18 protein-coding genes are annotated in these 14,918 nt (G+C 66.8%); 12 read left to right on the top strand and 6 right to left on the bottom strand.

Annotated features, from left to right (window positions below):
* The first annotated feature begins 123 nt into the window (after nucleotides 1–123).
* The 4 genes from cas5 (at nucleotide 124) to B7L05_RS11775 (ending at nucleotide 2,729) form a co-directional block, all read left to right on the top strand.
* Nucleotides 124–420: a CRISPR-associated protein Cas5 gene (gene cas5, locus B7L05_RS17610; protein ID WP_218776011.1), complete on the top strand. Its 297-nt coding sequence runs from the start codon at nucleotides 124–126 to the stop codon at nucleotides 418–420.
* A gap of 72 nt (nucleotides 421–492) precedes the next feature.
* Nucleotides 493–708, top strand: coding sequence for a hypothetical protein (locus B7L05_RS17605; RefSeq protein ID WP_218776010.1), 216 nt, complete (start codon nucleotides 493–495; stop codon nucleotides 706–708).
* A 57-nt stretch (nucleotides 709–765) separates the two neighbouring features.
* Nucleotides 766–2,301: an aminoacyl--tRNA ligase-related protein gene (locus B7L05_RS11780; protein WP_085810442.1), complete on the top strand. Its 1,536-nt coding sequence runs from the start codon at nucleotides 766–768 to the stop codon at nucleotides 2,299–2,301.
* Nucleotides 2,301–2,729, top strand: coding sequence for a hotdog fold thioesterase (locus B7L05_RS11775; protein WP_085810441.1), 429 nt, complete (start codon nucleotides 2,301–2,303; stop codon nucleotides 2,727–2,729). The genes B7L05_RS11780 and B7L05_RS11775 overlap by 1 nt, the downstream gene beginning before the upstream one ends.
* A 48-nt stretch (nucleotides 2,730–2,777) precedes the next feature.
* Here B7L05_RS11775 and B7L05_RS11770 read toward each other — a convergent pair whose 3' ends face one another.
* The gene (locus tag B7L05_RS11770) at nucleotides 2,778–3,608 is read right to left on the bottom strand and encodes a TIGR00266 family protein (RefSeq protein WP_144037245.1); all 831 of its coding nucleotides are present in this window, start codon (nucleotides 3,606–3,608) and stop codon (nucleotides 2,778–2,780) included.
* A gap of 133 nt (nucleotides 3,609–3,741) precedes the next feature.
* Between B7L05_RS11770 and B7L05_RS11765 the strand changes: the two genes are divergently transcribed.
* The 8 genes from B7L05_RS11765 to queE all read left to right on the top strand — a co-directional run bounded on the left by B7L05_RS11765 (nucleotide 3,742) and on the right by queE (nucleotide 10,262).
* Nucleotides 3,742–4,773 (top strand): DUF5694 domain-containing protein, encoded by a 1,032-nt coding sequence (locus B7L05_RS11765; RefSeq protein WP_256926707.1) that lies wholly within the window; start codon nucleotides 3,742–3,744, stop codon nucleotides 4,771–4,773.
* An 87-nt stretch (nucleotides 4,774–4,860) separates the two neighbouring features.
* Nucleotides 4,861–6,051 carry an aspartate aminotransferase family protein gene (locus tag B7L05_RS11760; RefSeq protein WP_085810438.1) on the top strand — a complete coding sequence of 397 codons (1,191 nt, stop codon included), beginning with the start codon at nucleotides 4,861–4,863 and terminating at the stop codon, nucleotides 6,049–6,051.
* A 41-nt stretch (nucleotides 6,052–6,092) separates the two neighbouring features.
* Nucleotides 6,093–6,314, top strand: a complete 222-nt coding sequence (locus B7L05_RS11755; protein ID WP_085810437.1) for a hypothetical protein — start codon at nucleotides 6,093–6,095, stop codon at nucleotides 6,312–6,314.
* Nucleotides 6,314–7,234 carry an ornithine carbamoyltransferase gene (argF, locus tag B7L05_RS11750; RefSeq protein WP_085810569.1) on the top strand — a complete coding sequence of 307 codons (921 nt, stop codon included), beginning with the start codon at nucleotides 6,314–6,316 and terminating at the stop codon, nucleotides 7,232–7,234. The genes B7L05_RS11755 and argF overlap by 1 nt, the downstream gene beginning before the upstream one ends.
* Before the next feature lie 112 nt (nucleotides 7,235–7,346).
* A complete protein-coding gene (locus tag B7L05_RS11745) occupies nucleotides 7,347–8,264 on the top strand; it encodes an Hsp33 family molecular chaperone HslO (protein WP_085810436.1) in 918 nt (305 codons plus the stop codon).
* Between the two features lie 88 nt (nucleotides 8,265–8,352).
* The gene (locus tag B7L05_RS11740) at nucleotides 8,353–8,760 is read left to right on the top strand and encodes a hypothetical protein (RefSeq protein WP_085810435.1); all 408 of its coding nucleotides are present in this window, start codon (nucleotides 8,353–8,355) and stop codon (nucleotides 8,758–8,760) included.
* A 156-nt stretch (nucleotides 8,761–8,916) separates the two neighbouring features.
* The gene (queC, locus tag B7L05_RS11735) at nucleotides 8,917–9,630 is read left to right on the top strand and encodes a 7-cyano-7-deazaguanine synthase QueC (protein WP_085810568.1); all 714 of its coding nucleotides are present in this window, start codon (nucleotides 8,917–8,919) and stop codon (nucleotides 9,628–9,630) included.
* A complete protein-coding gene (queE, locus tag B7L05_RS11730; RefSeq protein WP_085810434.1) occupies nucleotides 9,630–10,262 on the top strand; it encodes a 7-carboxy-7-deazaguanine synthase in 633 nt (210 codons plus the stop codon). The genes queC and queE overlap by 1 nt, the downstream gene beginning before the upstream one ends.
* Before the next feature lie 46 nt (nucleotides 10,263–10,308).
* Here queE and B7L05_RS11725 read toward each other — a convergent pair whose 3' ends face one another.
* From B7L05_RS11725 to B7L05_RS11705, 5 genes are all read right to left on the bottom strand, one after another.
* Nucleotides 10,309–10,938: a DedA family protein gene (locus B7L05_RS11725; RefSeq protein WP_085810433.1), complete on the bottom strand. Its 630-nt coding sequence runs from the start codon at nucleotides 10,936–10,938 to the stop codon at nucleotides 10,309–10,311.
* A 126-nt stretch (nucleotides 10,939–11,064) separates the two neighbouring features.
* Nucleotides 11,065–12,450: a UdgX family uracil-DNA binding protein gene (locus B7L05_RS11720; protein ID WP_085810432.1), complete on the bottom strand. Its 1,386-nt coding sequence runs from the start codon at nucleotides 12,448–12,450 to the stop codon at nucleotides 11,065–11,067.
* 23 nt (nucleotides 12,451–12,473) lie between these two features.
* Nucleotides 12,474–12,959, bottom strand: a complete 486-nt coding sequence (locus tag B7L05_RS11715; protein WP_085810431.1) for a hemerythrin domain-containing protein — start codon at nucleotides 12,957–12,959, stop codon at nucleotides 12,474–12,476.
* 83 nt (nucleotides 12,960–13,042) lie between these two features.
* On the bottom strand, nucleotides 13,043–13,735 hold the full coding sequence (locus B7L05_RS11710; RefSeq protein ID WP_085810430.1) for an NTP transferase domain-containing protein: 693 nt from the start codon (nucleotides 13,733–13,735) through the stop codon (nucleotides 13,043–13,045).
* Nucleotides 13,736–13,762: 27 nt separating this feature from the next.
* Nucleotides 13,763–14,869, bottom strand: coding sequence for an inositol-3-phosphate synthase (locus B7L05_RS11705; protein WP_085810429.1), 1,107 nt, complete (start codon nucleotides 14,867–14,869; stop codon nucleotides 13,763–13,765).
* Between the last annotated feature and the right edge of the window lie 49 nt (nucleotides 14,870–14,918).

Raw genomic sequence — 14,918 nt, 5'->3', positions numbered from 1 at the left:
CATCAATTCGGATTATTTATATTTGAGGTCACATCTTCCGCGTCCTCGTAAACGAACGACTAATTTCTCCGGATTGGATTGAAATGGTTTAGCGCATCGTATGAGTGAACATATGTGGAACGCATGGATGATGAGACGTCTATCGGCATTCTCGTTCGCGGCGACACTGCCTATTTCCCGCGCCCCGAGTTTCGACGCGATCAAGTTTCCTATGATGCGCTAACACCCGCTGCGGCGCACGGCATCCTCGACCGCATCCATTGGCGACCCGCGATTCGCTGGGTTGTCGACGCCATAACGGTGTTGAACCCAATCGTATTTGCTGAAGCGGCTTCGTCAGGCGAAAGTCATGTTTCGAGCCGGTCCGTTTTCCTGCGTAACGTCGGCTATCTGATCGATGCGCACTTCGAACTCACTTAACGCGCAGGATCTGCGGACGAGCCGCGCCGACACAAGGGAATGTTTCGGCGGCAGGTCCGGAACGGCGCGTCGGTGTTCCTCGGTCGCGATGCGCATCCCGCAACGGTCTCACTTTGCGACGATGTTCCGGCCGACGCGCTTCGTCCGATCGATCTGACGCATGATCTGGGCTGGATGGTTCACGGGCCTGACTTCAGCGACCGAGGGCGGCTGCGTTTCTTTCGTGCGCAGATGATGCGCGGGATCATTGCCGTGCCCCCGCCCGGCAGCCCCGAAATCTATGGCTGACCCACGCCTGCACGTCATGCTTGGCACGATGCCCGATCGCCCGCTATCCGCACGCACATGATCAAGCATGCGCTCCCCGTCACCCGCGAGGCGGATTTTGCCGCCTGGTACCAGGCCGTCATCGCCGAAGCCGATCTCGCCGAGGAATCGGGGGTGCGCGGATGCATGGTTATCCGGCCGTGGGGCTATGGCATCTGGGAACGGATCCAGCGGCTGCTCGACGATCGCATCAAGGCCACGGGCCACGAGAATTGCTATTTCCCGCTGTTCATTCCGCTCTCCTATTTCGAGAAGGAGGCCGAGCACGTCGAAGGCTTCGCGAAGGAAATGGCGGTCGTCACGCACCATCGTCTGGTGTCGGACGGAAAGGGCGGGCTGACCCCCGATCCCACCGCGAAGCTCGAGGAACCCCTCGTCATCCGTCCTACCAGCGAAACGGTGATCGGCACCGCCTTCTCGCGCTGGGTGCAGTCGTGGCGCGACCTGCCGGTGCTGATCAACCAGTGGGCCAACGTGGTGCGGTGGGAGATGCGCACGCGGATGTTCCTGCGTACCGCCGAGTTCCTGTGGCAGGAGGGCCATACCGCACACGCCAGCGCGGATGAGGCGCGCGAAGAAACGCTGCGCATGCTCGAAGTCTATCGCGACTTCGCCGAGGAGTGCCTCGCGCTGCACGTCATCGCCGGCGAGAAGCCCGAGAACGAACGCTTCCCGGGCGCCGTCGCGACCTACTCGATCGAGGCGATGATGCAGGACGGCAAGGCGCTGCAGGCGGGGACGAGCCACTTCCTGGGCACCAATTTCGCGCATGCGCAGAACATTCGCTTCCAGAATGCGAGCGGCGAACTCGAATATGCCAATACGACCAGTTGGGGCGTCTCGACCCGTATGATTGGCGGCGTCATCATGGTGCACGGCGACGACGACGGGCTGCGCGTGCCGCCGCGCATCGCGCCGTGGCAGGTCGTGATCGTGCCGATGCTGCGTGACGCGCCAGAGGATGCGGCGCTGATCGACTATTGCAGGGCGCTGCAAGCAGATCTCGCGAAGCAGGTCGCGCTGGGCGAGCCGGTGCGCGCGCTGCTCGATCTAAAGCCTGCCAAGGCCGCCACCAAGCGCTGGGGCTGGGTGAAGAAGGGCGCGCCGATCATCGTCGAGGTGGGCCCGCGCGACATGGTGGGCGGCAACGTTTCCGTGCTGCGCCGCGATCGCTTGTATCGCGCCGACGGCAAGCTCGACAGCCAGATCGTCGGTCGTGACGGCTTCGTCGCCGAGGTGGCGGCGCAGCTCGATGGCGTGCAGGCGACGCTGCACGAAGAGGCGACCGCACGGCTGAAGAGCAACATCGCGCCGGTCGACGATTGGGCCGGCGTCGAGGCAATGTTCGGCGACGATGCGCGTAAGCCCGGCTGGGCGGACGTCGCGTGGTCGAAGCCGACCGGCGCCGCGCTCGATGCGGTGGTCGAGCGGCTGAAGGCACTGAAGCTTACCATCCGCAACGCGCCGATGGGGCAGACCGGCCATCCCGGCGCGCCGTGCATCTTCACCGGCGCGCCCGCGGTCGAGCGCGTGCTGATCGGGCGGTCCTACTGATGGCGGTGTGGACCCGACCGATCGATCTGGCGCAGCTGACGGCGCTGGGTGACGGCGTGCTGCCGGGCCTGCTCGAGATCGAGTTCACCGCCTACGGTGACGACTGGATCCGGGCACGCATGCCGGTCGGCAGGAAGGTGCACCAGCCGTTCGGGCGACTCCACGGCGGCGCGTCGGTCGTCCTCGCCGAGACGGTAGCGTCGGTCGCCGGCGCAATGGCGGTGCCTGAGGGCAAGGTGACGGTCGGGCTAGACATCAACGCCAATCACGTGCGTGCCGCGCGCGACGGTTACGTCCACGCCACCGCGACCGCCGAGCAGATCGGGCGCACGACGCAGGTGTGGACGATCCGGATCGAGGACGATGCCGGCAAGCTCGTCTGCCTCTCACGCATGACTGCCGCGGTGATCGACGCCGCGCAGGGCTGACGATCAGGGCTGAGGCGCCGGCTGGCTCGCCGGCGCCCCTTCCGCCGATCAGTTGTTCCCGCCGATGATGTCGCCGAGCCCGCCGAGCACCGATCCCTCGCCGCGATTGCCGCCGGTACCGCCTGCGGCGGCGAGCATGCGGCCCGCGAGCCGTGCAAACGGCAGCGACTGGATCCATACCTTGCCCGGCCCGGTGAGCCGCGCGTAGAACACGCCCTCGCCGCCGAAGATCATGCTCTTCACGCCGCGCACCATCTCCAGATCGAAGTCGACCGAGGGCGTGAAAGCGGCGAGGCAGCCGGTATCGACGTGAAGCTGCTCGCCTGGGGCGAGTTCGCGCTCGACCAGCGTCCCGCCCATTTGGACGAAGACCCAGCCGTCGCCGTCGAGCTTCTGCATGACGAAGCCCTCGCCGCCGAACAGCCCGGTCATCATGCGCCGCTGGAAGAAGACGCCGATCGACACGCCCTTCGCGGCGGCGAGGAAGCTGTCCTTCTGGCAGATCAGCGTGCCGCCGACGTCGGCGAGGCGGATCGGCAGGATCGATCCCGGTGTGGGACTGGCGAACGCGACCCGCGCCTTGCCGCGCCCGCGATGCGTGAAGACGGTGGTGAACAGGCTCTCGCCCGTCACCAGCCGCCGCCCGGCGCCGAGCAGCTTGCCCATGAACCCGCCGTCGCTGCCGCCCGAGCCGTCGCCGAACACCGTCGTCATCTCGATCGACGCATCCTTCCAGACGAACGCGCCCGCCTCGGCGACCGCGCTCTCGCCCGGATCGAGCTCGATCTCGACGAATTGCAGTTCCTGCCCCTTGATCTCGAAATCGATGTCGTCCGACACGCCGGAGCGGGCGTGATGCGACCAGGGTCCTGCGGTCATGGCGTCTCTCACTCCACCTGTGTTGATCAACTAACACACGTCTGTTAGCCGAACGATCGATACGAGGGGAAGGGCTATCATGCGGGCGAGATTTAGGCGGGTGGTGGGCGCGGCGTTGGCAATCGGAGGTGTCGTGGCATCGCTGGCAGCGCAGGCGCAGCCGGCGCGGTTCGATCCGCGGCAGTACCGGGACTTTGCCGGCCCCGCGTCGCAGGTGCTGGTGCTCGGCACGCCGCATCTGTCGGGCCTGCCCGACACATTCCGGCCCGAGCTGCTGGAGCCGTTGCTCGACCGGCTCGCCGCTTGGAAACCGCAACTGGTGACGATCGAGGCGCTGTCGGGGCCGCAGTGCGAGTATCTGCGGCGCTACGCGGCGCTCCACGACAATCCAGCAAAGGATTACTGCCCCGATCCGTCTGCGGCGCAGCGCGCGCTCGGGCTCGACATGGCGGGGGCGACGCTCGCCGCCGACGCGATGCTGCGGGCGTGGCCGGCAGCGCCTAGCGCGAGCCAGCGTAGGCGGCTCGCCGCGCTGTTCCTCGCGGGCGGCGATCCGACGTCGGCGGTCGTGCAGTGGCTGCGGCTGCCGGCGAAGGAGCGGCGCGCGGGCGATGGGCTGGACGACGCGCTGGTCGCGATCGTCACGAAAGCGCAGGCGCGTCGCAATGAGAATGTGCAGATCGCCGCCGCACTCGCAACACGGCTGGGGCTCGAGCGCGTCTATCCGACCGATGACCACACCGCGGACGATGCGGTCAGCGCCGAGCCAAGCTACGGCAAGGCGGTCGGGGCGGCGTGGGACAATGCCTATACCAAGCAGCGCATGGCGAAGGACGCGGCGTTTACAGCGGCGCTCGCGCAGCCAGGCGGGATGCTGGCGCTGTACCGCGCCTACAACGATCCGGCGGAAGCGGAGACGGTGTACCGCAGCGACTATGGCGCAGCGCTCAACGAAGCATCGCCGCAACGCTACGGGCGACGCTACGCCGGCTGGTGGGAAACGCGCAATCTTCGGATGGTCGCCAACATCCGCGCCGTGCTCGCCAAGCAACCGGGCGCGCGGCTGCTGACGATCGTCGGCGCGTCGCACAAACAGTATTTCGACGCGTATCTCGATATGATGCATGATGTGACGGTTGTGGACGCGCAAACGGTGCTGCGCTGATGTTGACGCTGCCCGGCCGGGTTCTTTATTGAGAAATGGCGGGCGGTCCTTTTCCGGGCCGCCCTTGCTGTTTTCAGGAGACGTTCCGTGTCGATCACCGCGCTCATGCCCGTCTATCCCCGCTGCGGGGTGCGGCCGGTGCGAGGCGAGGGCTGCCACCTGATCGGCGAGGACGGATCGCGCTACCTGGATTTCGCCAGCGGCATCGCGGTGAACGCGCTGGGGCATGGCCACCCTGCGCTGACCAAGGCGATCGCGGATCAGGCGGCAACGTTGATGCACGTCAGCAACCTGTACGGCAGCCCGCAGGGCGAGCATTTCGCGCAGCGGCTGGTCGACAACACGTTTGCGGACACGGTGTTTTTCACCAATTCCGGCGCAGAGGCGGTGGAGTGCGCGATCAAGACCGCGCGGCGCTACCATTTCGCCAACGGCAATCCCGAGCGGCACGATCTCATCACCTTTTCGATGGCGTTCCACGGTCGCACGATCGGCACGATCTCGGCGACCAACCAGGCCAAGATGCGCGACGGGTTCGAGCCGCTGCTGCCGGGCTTCGAATACGCCGAGTTCAACGATCTTGAGGGCGCGCTGGCGCTGATCGACGAGCATACTGCGGGCTTCATGGTCGAGCCGATCCAGGGTGAGGGCGGCATCCGCGCGGCGACGCCGGAATTCCTGCAGGGCCTGCGCAAGGCGTGCGACGAGCACGGGCTGTTGCTGGTGCTCGACGAGGTGCAGGCGGGCTACGGTCGCACCGGCAAGCTGTTCGCCCACGAGCTCTACGGTATCACGCCCGATATCATGGCAGTGGCGAAGGGCATCGGCGGCGGTTTCCCGCTCGGTGCGTGTCTCGCCACCGAGGAAGCGGCCAAGGGCATGGTGTTTGGCACGCACGGCTCGACCTATGGCGGCAACCCGTTGGCGATGGCGGCGGGCGAGGCGGTGCTCGACGTCATCCTCGGCGACGGTTTCCTCGATAATGTCGCGCGGATGGGTGACCGGCTCCGCTCCAGCCTCGAGCAGATGATCCCCAACCACGATCACCTGTTCGACAGCGTGCGCGGCCACGGCCTGATGCTCGGCCTCAAGCTCAAGAGCGACAGCCGCCGCTTCGTCGAGTTCGCGCGCGACAATCATGGCCTGCTGCTCGTGTCGGCAGGTGAGAACGTCGTGCGCATCTTGCCGCCGCTGGTGATCGACGAGAGCCACATCACGGAATGCGTCGAGCGGCTGAGCGAGGCGGCGCGCGTCTACGTGCCCGTCAGCGACGACTGAGCGGGAAAGAATACCAACATCTCTTGGGGGAGAATGACGGCATGCTCGCGGATTCGATCGTGACGGTAGCGGCGGACGGGTTCACGCGCGGCCGCCGCGTTCACCTGGAAACGACGACGCTCGCTGGCGCGCCGATCTCGGAGATCGAGCATTTGGGCGGCGGGCTGCTACGGTATCGGCATCCCGGCCAACCGAGCGATCATTATGTGCCAGAGCGCGCGATCCTGCGCCTCTCCGTCATGCCGCCCGAGGACGAGCTGTGATGAACCGCCATTTCCTTAACCTCTCTGATGCCGGCGGCGACGGGCTCGCTGCGATCCTCGCCGACGCGCTCGATCGGAAGGCCGCGCGCGCCGGTTGGACGAAGGGGCGGGTCGATGCCGATGCGCCGCTGGCCGGCCACGTGCTGGGCATGATCTTTGAGAAGAATTCGACGCGCACCCGCGTATCGTTCGACATGGCGGTGCGCCAGCTGGGCGGCCAGTCGATCGTGATGGAGGCGGGGCAGATGCAGCTCGGCCGCGGCGAGACGGTGGCGGATACCGCGCGCGTCCTGTCGGGCTACGTCGACGCGATCATGATCCGCACCGACGATCATGCCAAGGTCGAGGAGATGGCGGCACATGCCTCGGTACCCGTCATCAACGGCCTCACCGACGCGTCGCACCCGTGCCAGATCGTCGCCGACCTGCTGACGATCATCGAGCAGGGCAAGGCGCTGCCCGGGCTCAAGGTGGCGTGGCTGGGCGACGGCAACAACGTGCTCGCCTCGATCATCGAGGCAGCCGGGCTACTGCACTTCGACGTCGTCGCCGCGTGCCCGCAGGGGTTTCAGCCGTCCGACGCCGATCTGGCGCGCGGCAAGGGCCGTGCGCGCGTCGTCGGCACCGCACGCGAGGCGGTGGAGGGGGCGGACATCGTTGCCACCGATACGTGGATCTCGATGGGGCAGGCGCACGCCGAGACGAAGCTCGCCGCGATGCTGCCGTTCCAGGCGGACGCCGCGCTGATGGCGCAGGCGAAGCCCGACGCGCACTTCCTCCACTGCCTGCCGGCACACCGCGGAGAGGAAGTGACGGCCGAGGTCATCGACGGGCCGCAGTCGCTGATCTGGGGGGAAGCGGAGAACCGGCTTCACGCGCAGAAATCGATCCTCCGCTGGTGCTTCGGCCAGATCGGTTGATCTCGACCCGGCAATAGCCATCTAGTCGGCTCCTGCCTGCTCGCTGCCGCGTCCGGCTGCCGCCCTCGGCATCGAACCGCGTGTCGCGATCGGCCCAGCCCGAACGGACGCAATGCACGCCACCATCCGAGACATCGATCGCGCGATCGGCTTCGCGATTCCCCAGCACCACGCCCGCGGCCGTATCGTCCGCCTCGGCCCGGTGCTCGACGAGATCCTCGCGGCGCACGCCTATCCACCGGCGATCGAGGCGCTGCTCGCCGAAGCGCTGACGCTGACGGCGCTGGTCGGCGCGACGTTGAAGGACGCCGACGGCCAGCTGACGATGCAAACGCAGAGCGACCAGGGCGTCGTGCGCCTACTGGTTTGCGACTATCGCGGCGGCGAGCTGCGCGGCTACGTGCAATATGACGCCGATCGGCTGGCCGAGGCGCCGTCCGACCCGACGCTGTTCGCGCTGTTCGGCAAGGCGTATCTCGCGATCACCTTCGATCTCGCGGCGTCGGGCGAGCGGTATCAGGGGATCGTACCGCTCGACGGCGATCGGCTGGCCGACGCGGTGCAGAGCTATTTCGCGCAGTCCGAACAGATCCCGACGCACGTTCGCGTCGGTTTCGCCAAGGACGCCGGCGGGTGCGTCGCCGGCGGATTGCTGCTCCAGCATCTGCCCGAAGGCGAGGAAGGGCGCGAGCGGCTCCATACCAAGCTCGACCATCCCGAATGGGAGCATGTTGCGGCGCTCGGCGCGACGATGGGGACCGACGAGCTTGCCGACGCGGCCTTGTCGCTCGAGACGCTCATCTGGCGATTGTTCAACGAGGAGGATGACGTGCGTGTCATCGCCAGCACCGCGATGGTGAAGGGGTGTCGCTGCTCGATCGATCACATTTGTTCGGTGCTGGCGAAGTTTCCGGTCGACGAGCGGCGCGCGATGGCGGACGAGAATGGCGTGATCGGGGTCGATTGCGCGTTCTGCTCGACGGTTTTCCCGATCCGGGTCGCCGATCTCGCAACGCCGCATGTCGATTGATGATACGTGGGCGTAACGGATCTGCTATAGCGATTCGCCCGCCAGAGACCTGAGGAACGCAAGGCCGCCGGGGCAGGGGATAGAGACCATGCTTCGTTCGTCGCGCCTGGGCCTGGCCGGGCTCGTTGCCTTTGCCGCCGCCGCGAGCGCGCAAGCACCGCGCGCAGCGATCGACCAGCTGTCGCCGGGCAATTGGATGCTGCACGAGATCGGATCACGCGGGCCGGACCGCGCCTTGTGCGTGCGGGATGCCGGTGCGCTGCTCCAGATCCACCATCCCGGTTTGTCGTGCGCACGCTTCGTGGTGGCGGACGAGCCGCGTGCCGTCACCGTCCATTATACGTGCCCGGGTGCCGGCCACGGCCGCACCACGCTAACCGTCGAAGCGCCGAGCCGGGTGCGTATCGCAACGCAGGGGCTGGCGCGCGGCGCGCCGTTCGACGTGGAATATGCGGCGCAGCGCGACGGAACGTGCGCCGCATCCGACAGGAATTAGCGTCTCTTTAACGCTTCGCGCGTTATGGTGTCACATGCTTCTAGCCGAGCATGACCCTCTCTAGATTTTTGCCCTTGCGGGCAGCCTGGCCGCTCGATCGCTCGAGCGGCCTTTTTCTTGCAACGCGGGGCCAATCGGCCTAGCCGCGCCGCGATCATGACAAGCGATCAATCCTCTGCCGCGCTCGCGCCGGCCGTCGTGCTCGTATCGGGCGGGCTCGATTCGATGGTGTCCGCCGCGCTCGCGCGCGAGGCGGGGCATCCGCTGCTCGCGCTCTCGATCGACTATAATCAGCGCCACCAAGTCGAGCTTGCCGCCGCCCGCCGCATCGCTCGGCTGCTCGGCGCAACGCGCCACGTCGTCCTGCCGATCGATCTGTCGGCGTTCGGCGGCTCGGCGCTGACGGCGGATATCGAGGTGCCGAAGGACGGCGTGGGCAGCGACATTCCCGTCACCTACGTGCCGGCGCGCAACACCGTGTTCCTCAGCCTCGCACTCGCCTGGGCCGAGGCGTCGGGTGCGCGTTCGCTCTACATCGGCGTCAATGCGCTCGATTATTCGGGCTATCCCGATTGCCGGCCTGAGTTCATCGCCGGCTTTGAGACGCTGGCCGAACTCGCCACCAAGGCCGGCGTCGAGGGGAAGCCGTTCCGCATCCATGCGCCGCTGCAGAGCATGACGAAGGCCGATATCGTGCGCGAGGGCACAAGGCTCGGCCTCGATCTCGGGATCAGCTGGTCGTGCTACGATCCCGCGCCGGGCGGGCTCCACTGCGGGCTGTGCGACAGCTGCCGGTTGCGTCACAAGGGTTTCGACGACGCCGAGATCGCCGATCCCACCGCCTATGCGGTCACCCCGCCGGCACCCTGATGAGCTACGCGGTCAAGGAAATGTTCCTCACCCTGCAGGGTGAGGGCGCGCAGGCCGGACGACGCGCGGTGTTTGTTCGCTTCGCCGGATGCAATTTGTGGTCGGGGCGCGAGCAGGATCGCGCGAGCGCGATCTGCCGCTTTTGCGACACCGATTTCGTCGGGATCGACGGGCTGGGCGGCGGGCGCTTCGCCGATGCCGCCGGGCTCGCCGAGGCCGCCGTCAAGATGTGGGACGGCGGTGAGGCGGATCGCTTCGTCGTGCTGACCGGGGGCGAGCCGATGTTGCAGGTCGACGACGCGCTGGTCGATGCGCTGCACGCCGCGGGCTTCTTCATCGCGATCGAGAGCAACGGCACGCTGCCCGTCCATCCTGAGATCGACTGGGTGTGCATCAGCCCCAAGGCGGGCAGCACGACGGTGCAGCGACGAGGCAACGAGCTGAAGCTGGTGTGGCCGCAGCCGGGCAGCGACGTCGCGGCGATGGAGGGGTGGGATTTCCACCACCATTTGATCCAGCCGCTCGACGACGCGAACGCCGCGGCGAACCAGGCAGCGGCGATGGCGCTGGTGATGGAGCGGCCGCGCTGGCGCCTGTCGTTGCAGACGCACAAGATGCTCGGCCTGCGCTGAACTGGCGGCGGTGCAACCGGCGGCGGTGCAGCGCCGCCGATCGCGATCAGTGCTTCTTCAGCCCGTGGAACTTGTGCCACAGGTAGAATGCGCCGGCGGCGACGATCGCGACGCCGATGACGATATGCGCCTGATGGAACGCCGCTTTCAGCCGCGGATCGGTATGCCACGCGCTGCCCAGCTTCGCGCCGACCCAGGCGAGCAGGTAGCAGAACGGCCATGAGCCGATGAACGTATAGACGTGGAACGGGATCAGCTTCATCCGCGCGACGCCGGCGGGGAAGGCGATAAAGGTGCGGATCACCGGCAGCATCCGCCCGATCAGGATCGCCGCCGCGCCCCAGCGGTTGAAGAAGCGATCGGCGAGATCGAGCTCAGCCGGACCGACGAGCACGTACTTGCCCCATCTCTCCGCCATCGGCCGCCCGCCGCGGCGCCCGACCTCATAGGCGACGATCGAGCCCAGATTGCAGCCGAGCGCGCCCGCCGTCGCGGCGAGATAGAGGTTCATCTCGCCCGTCGACGCGAGATAGCCGGCGAACGGCATGATGATCTCCGACGGCAGCGGGATGCACGCGCTCTCGATCGCCATCAGCAGGGCAACGCCCCAATAGCCACCCGCGCGGATGACTCCCACCACGAAGACGAACAGTGCCGCGATAATCTTCTCGATCATGGCGCGCGCCCTGCGTGAAGCCGCAGCGCCGGTCAATCCGGGGAGCGGCCGGGTAACGAAACGTCGCGGATCGCGTGGCGGTCTGATCGGCGAACTGCCGTGCCGATCGCTTCGTGAAAGCCGGCGCTAGGCGGCAGCCGCCTTGGCCAGTTTCAAATCCTCGACGAAGCGGGCATATTCTGCCGTCCGCGCGGCCTCGTCGGGCAGCCGCAGCAGGTAGCTCGGATGCACCGTGATCCACGCCTCGCCGCCTTCGGGCAGGGCGAGCGCACGGCCGCGCTCGCGGCTGATCGTCATCGTCTTGCCGAACAAGGATCGCGCGGCGGTGGCGCCGAGCGCCACCGTCACCTTTGGCCGGACCAGCATCTGCTCCTGCTCGATCCACCAGCGGCACGCCTCGATCTCGCCTGCGTCGGGCTTGGCGTGAATGCGCCGCTTGCCGCGCGGCTCGAACTTGAAGTGCTTCACCGCGTTGGTGACGTAGGTTTCGGCGCGGTCGATCCCGGCCTCGCCGAGCGCCCGATCGAATACCTGCCCCGCGGGGCCGACGAACGGGCGCCCGGCCAGATCCTCCTGATCACCCGGCTGTTCGCCGACGAACATGATCGCGGCCGATACCGGCCCTTCGCCGAACACCGTCTGCGTCGCTGGGCGATAGAGATGGCAGCGCGTGCACCCCAGCGCCTCCTCGCGCAGCGCGTCCCATGCGATCTCGCTGTTGCCGCCGGGCGTTGTCCGTGCCTTCTCGATCATCCCGCTCTCCCGTGCCTGCGCCTGCGCGAGCAGTCCGGGGACGAGCGCGGTTTCGGGCATGTTCTTCCAGTATTTGCGCGGCATCTCCTTCAGCATCGCGCCGACCTTGACGCGCGCCGGGTTGAAGATCGACGCATAATAGGTTTTCCACACCTCCTCGATCGGATCGCCGTCGGGCGCATCCGCCTTGGTCGCGCCTGGTCCTTCGCTGAGCGCGGCGCCATCCCAGTGCAGCGATACCTCGGGCGTCAGGATCGACCAGCGCATGCTGGCGAAGCGATTGACGAAGAAGGCGGCGTTGGCGCGCACGATATGGTGATCGGGCTCGAACCATGCGACATAGCGGCTGTCGCCCTGGTCTACGACCTCGCGGAACCGGACAAAGGCGCGCATCTTGTGGATGTCGCGGCGCACGTGCTTTGCAAGGCCCTCCAGCCGGCGCACCAGCGGATCGGCGTGATCCTCAATCAGTCCCGTCTCGCGCCGCAGCCGGGTGAGCAGCGTGTAGAGCAGCGCGAACCGTTCAGGATCGCGGTGCAGAATGGCGTTGCGCGCGAGATCGATAAAGCCGCGCGGCACCTTGAGCGGCGCGCCGACGGCATCGTGGCGCGGCGTCGCGCCGGCGGCAAACAGGTCGCCGACTTGCGATCCCACCTGCCATACGATGTCTTCCGGCGGCACGTCGTCGCTCGCCAGCGCGCGCGCCTGATCGCGCCACGCGTCAAAATCGTCGGGCGTCGCCAGGGTTACGAGACGCATCGCGCCGTGCGCCGCCGCGTCGTTCAGTCGCGCTCGTCGCTGCCTGGCGGATTGTCACGCGCGAGCTCGAGCTCCTTGGGCTTACGCTCCTCGTAGGTGTCCGCCATCTCCGCCTCGACCTTGTCGTCGAGCGCGGCGTCGGCCGCCGGGAACATCTCTTCCTCTTCTTCCTCGATATGATGTTCGTAGCGGTGGCGCATGTGGAAGAATTTCGACTCCCATTCGTCCGATCCGAAATCGATGTCCATCAGCTCGCCGAGCAGGTCGTCGACCTCCTTGTGCTCGGCGACCGAGTGGCGCGCGTCGTCGCGCAGATCGGGCTTGCCGAGCATCACGGCGTAGAGCGATTCCTCCTCCGCCGCGGCATGGCTTTGCAGCTCGAGCCGGAATTCCTCGAACAGCTGCTTGCGCTTGTCGGTATCGCCGCGAAGCTCGCCGAGTGATTTGAGCATCGCGCGCTGCTTGTCGTGATCGGCCTTCAGGTCGCGATAGATTTGCGCCGTCGTCATCGTTTGCCCGTCCTTCAAGGTTCGGACAGTAGAACCGGTCACGTGGCGGCTTGTTTCACTTGCGATCGCTTCGCATCGAAGGGTCAGGCGAGTGCCGCTTCAGCCTGTGCCAATGCGCGCGGATCGTCGACGTCGAGCCACCACTTGTCGCCGACGTCGATGACGCGTGCCTCGCCGCGCGCCGCCAGCGCCTCGACACCGGCGGAGATCGATCCCGGCCCGCCGGTGGCGATCGAGCACCGTAACGCGTCATGGAACCGCCCATCGACGGCGAACACGCCGCAGTCATAGGCGTCATAGTCGGGAAGATGCTTGCCGATCGCGACGATACGATCGCCGTCGGTGCGGACGCGCGTGACGTCGTCGAGGTCGACCAGCGGATTGGCGAGGCGGCGATCGACCGCCAGCGTCAACGCCGCTGCGGGGGCAGCGATGGTCGTGCGGACGATCGCGGGGTCGAACAGATGATCCGCCATCATCAGCAGGTGAGGTGCGGCGCCGATCACCGCCGCACCGGTCAGCACCGAGTGGCCGTTGGCGAGGTTCCAATCGGGCGTCGCGACGCAGGTAATCGCCGGATCGAGCGCATCGAGGAAGGCGGTCAACTGAGCGCCCTCGTGCCCGGTAACCACGACGAACCCGGTCGCGCCGCCCGCTCGCGCCGCGGCGATCACGCGCGCGATCAGCGGCACGCCGGCGACCGCGGTCAGCGGCTTCGACGGGGAGATCGATCGCAGCCGGCTGCCATAGCCGGCCGCGACAATGAGCGCCTTCACTGCGCTGCCCTGGGTCGCGCCGCCCGCTTACTCGGCGGCGAGGCGCGCGTCGGCGTGGATGAACTCGTCGGTCAGCTGCGCGGCGATGTCATCGGTGAACTGCTCGGGCGGGTGCTTGCAGAAGAACGCCGACGGGCCGGTCAGCGCGCCGCCGGTGCCGCGATCGAGCGCCACCTTCACGCAGCGGATCGCATCGACCACGACCGCCGCGGAATTGGGCGAATCCTCCACCGACAGGCGCAGTTCGAGGTTCATCGGCACATCGCCGAACAAATTGCCCTCGAGCCGCAGGAAGCACAGTTTGTTGTCGTGCAGCCACGGAATGTAGTCCGACGGCCCGACGTGGATGTTCTCGTCCGCCAGCCGCTCGGCGAGCACCGCCTGCACTGCCTCGGTTTTCGACTCCTTCTTGCTCGACAGGCGATTGCGGTCGAGCATGTTCATGAAGTCGGTGTTGCCGCCAGTGTTGAGCTGGTAGGTGTGATCGATCGTCACGCCCCGCTGGCGGAACAGGTTCGACAGCACGCGGTGGACGATCGTCGCGCCGACCTGCGCCTTTACGTCGTCGCCGATGATCGGCAGCCCGGCGTCGGCGAACTTCTTCTCCCACTCCGGTCGGCTGGCGATGAAAACCGGCATGCAGTTGACGACGCCGACGCCCGCCTCGAGCGCGCATTCCATATAGAATTCGGTCGCATCCTGGCTGCCGACGGGCAGGAAGTTGACGAGGATCTCCGCACCCGACGCCTTCAGCTCGGCGATGATCTCGGCCTTCGACGCGTCGCGCGTGTCATCGATCTCGAAGCCGCGATCGTTCGCCGCGGTCAGCATGTGCTTGGCGACGCCATCGAGCTTCGCGCCCATCTTCACGACCGTGCCCGTATCGGGCACGTCGGCGTGGAACACCTTTGTGCAGTTCGGCTTGGCAAAGATCGCCTTGCCGAGATCCTGACCGACCTTGCGCGAATCCACGTCGAACGCCGCGACGAAATCGAGGTCGGACACGCGATAGCCGCCGATCTCCTCGTGGATCAGGCCGTGCGCCGTGTTGCTGGAGGCATAGTGATACTTGCCCTGTACCAGGCTCGACGCGCAATTGCCGACCCCGATAACCGCAACCTTGATCGTCGCCATTTCTATGCAAACCCCCGAGCGCCGGGGAACCGCCCGGCGATGACAAAAG

The organism is Sphingomonas sp. TZW2008 (assembly GCF_002117915.1).
In the GTDB taxonomy this organism is placed as follows: Bacteria; Pseudomonadota; Alphaproteobacteria; order Sphingomonadales; family Sphingomonadaceae; genus Sphingomonas.
Note: the sequence above shows the minus strand (reverse complement) of the source record. Positions and strands in the feature narration are given on the sequence as shown.

What these genes read in the sequence shown, in the direction of transcription:
- cas5 (WP_218776011.1), top strand. Translation starts at nt 124, where the DNA reads ATGGATGATGAGACGTCTATCGGCATTCTCGTTCGCGGCGACACTGCC.
- B7L05_RS11780 (WP_085810442.1), top strand. Translation starts at nt 766, where the DNA reads ATGATCAAGCATGCGCTCCCCGTCACCCGCGAGGCGGATTTTGCCGCC.
- B7L05_RS11775 (WP_085810441.1), top strand. Translation starts at nt 2,301, where the DNA reads ATGGCGGTGTGGACCCGACCGATCGATCTGGCGCAGCTGACGGCGCTG.
- B7L05_RS11770 (WP_144037245.1), bottom strand. Translation starts at nt 3,608, where the DNA reads ATGACCGCAGGACCCTGGTCGCATCACGCCCGCTCCGGCGTGTCGGAC.
- B7L05_RS11755 (WP_085810437.1), top strand. Translation starts at nt 6,093, where the DNA reads ATGCTCGCGGATTCGATCGTGACGGTAGCGGCGGACGGGTTCACGCGC.
- argF (WP_085810569.1), top strand. Translation starts at nt 6,314, where the DNA reads ATGAACCGCCATTTCCTTAACCTCTCTGATGCCGGCGGCGACGGGCTC.
- B7L05_RS11745 (WP_085810436.1), top strand. Translation starts at nt 7,347, where the DNA reads ATGCACGCCACCATCCGAGACATCGATCGCGCGATCGGCTTCGCGATT.
- B7L05_RS11740 (WP_085810435.1), top strand. Translation starts at nt 8,353, where the DNA reads ATGCTTCGTTCGTCGCGCCTGGGCCTGGCCGGGCTCGTTGCCTTTGCC.
- queC (WP_085810568.1), top strand. Translation starts at nt 8,917, where the DNA reads ATGACAAGCGATCAATCCTCTGCCGCGCTCGCGCCGGCCGTCGTGCTC.
- queE (WP_085810434.1), top strand. Translation starts at nt 9,630, where the DNA reads ATGAGCTACGCGGTCAAGGAAATGTTCCTCACCCTGCAGGGTGAGGGC.
- B7L05_RS11725 (WP_085810433.1), bottom strand. Translation starts at nt 10,938, where the DNA reads ATGATCGAGAAGATTATCGCGGCACTGTTCGTCTTCGTGGTGGGAGTC.
- B7L05_RS11720 (WP_085810432.1), bottom strand. Translation starts at nt 12,450, where the DNA reads ATGCGTCTCGTAACCCTGGCGACGCCCGACGATTTTGACGCGTGGCGC.
- B7L05_RS11715 (WP_085810431.1), bottom strand. Translation starts at nt 12,959, where the DNA reads ATGACGACGGCGCAAATCTATCGCGACCTGAAGGCCGATCACGACAAG.
- B7L05_RS11705 (WP_085810429.1), bottom strand. Translation starts at nt 14,869, where the DNA reads ATGGCGACGATCAAGGTTGCGGTTATCGGGGTCGGCAATTGCGCGTCG.